Below are 1325 nucleotides of genomic sequence, written 5' to 3'. Positions count from 1 at the left end.
GGCGAAGTGCCCACGATCGGCACGCCCGCGTCCTTGAGCGCCTGGGCCAAACCGAGGGGGGTCTGACCACCGAGTTGGACGATCACACCGACGACGGGACCGCTTTGTTGTTCGGCGTGGACCACCTCCAGCACGTCCTCCAGGGTGAGGGGTTCGAAGTAGAGACGGTCGGAGGTGTCGTAGTCGGTGGAGACGGTCTCGGGGTTGCAGTTGACCATGACGGTCTCATAGCCGGCTTTGGACAACTCGAAGGAGGCGTGCACGCAGGCGTAGTCGAACTCGATGCCCTGGCCGATGCGGTTGGGTCCCGAGCCCAAGATGATGACCTTGGGGCGGTCCCCGGGCGGGACCTCGGTCTCCTCGTCGTAGGTGGAATACAGGTAGGGGGTCTGGGCGGCGAACTCGGCGGCGCAGGTGTCGACGGTGTGGTAGACCGGTCGCACTCCCAGGGCGTGGCGCAGGTCGCGCACCCGGGCTTCGTCCATGTCGCGCAGCTCGGCGATCTGCGCGTCACTGAACCCCAGGCGCTTGACCTGGGTGAGGATCTCCGCGGTCAGCTGCGGTGCCTCGCGCAGCTCTGCGGCCATCTCCTCGATCGCCATGAGCTGGTCGAGGAACCACGGGTCCACACTGGTGGCCTCGAACAGCTCTTCGGTGCTCGCGCCGGCGCGGATGGCCTGGTGCATGGTGACCAGGCGCCCGTCGTGCGGAGTGCGACATGCGTGCAGCAGCTCGTCCTTGGAGCCGGGCTCGCCGGACCAGCTGAAGGAAGAACCCTTCTTCTCCAGCGACCGCAGTGCCTTTTGCAGCGCTTCGGGAAAGGAGCGGCCGATGGCCATGGCCTCGCCGACGGACTTCATGTGCGTGGTCAAGGTGGCATCGGCGCCGGCGAACTTCTCGAACGCGAACCGCGGCACCTTGACCACGATGTAGTCCAACGACGGTTCGAACGAGGCGGGGGTCTCGGCGGTGATGTCGTTGGGGATCTCGTCGAGGGTGTAGCCGATGGCGAGCTTGGCGGCGATCTTCGCGATCGGAAAACCGGTCGCCTTGGAGGCCAGCGCCGAAGAACGCGACACCCGCGGGTTCATCTCGATCACCACCATCCGGCCGGTGGCCGGATCGACGGCGAACTGGATGTTGCAGCCGCCGGTGTCGACGCCGACCTCGCGGATCACCGCGATCGCCACATCGCGCATGTTCTGATACTCACGATCGGTCAGCGTCAGCGCGGGGGCGACGGTGACGCTGTCGCCGGTGTGCACGCCCATCGGGTCGATGTTCTCGATCGAGCACACGATCACCACGTTGTCGGCCCGGTCGCG

Annotated in this window: 1 protein-coding gene; it reads right to left on the bottom strand. The window is 66.4% G+C overall.

Features of this window, described 5'->3' with window-relative positions:
- On the bottom strand, positions 1-1325 hold a 1325-nt coding region (carB, locus tag ACIBCT_RS40515), incomplete at both ends, for a carbamoyl-phosphate synthase large subunit (protein ID WP_399197370.1).

Source organism: Streptosporangium sp. NPDC050855, assembly GCF_044456585.1.
Classification (GTDB): domain Bacteria; phylum Actinomycetota; class Actinomycetes; order Streptosporangiales; family Streptosporangiaceae; genus Streptosporangium; species Streptosporangium longisporum.
This window is presented reverse-complemented; position numbering and strand designations above follow the sequence as displayed.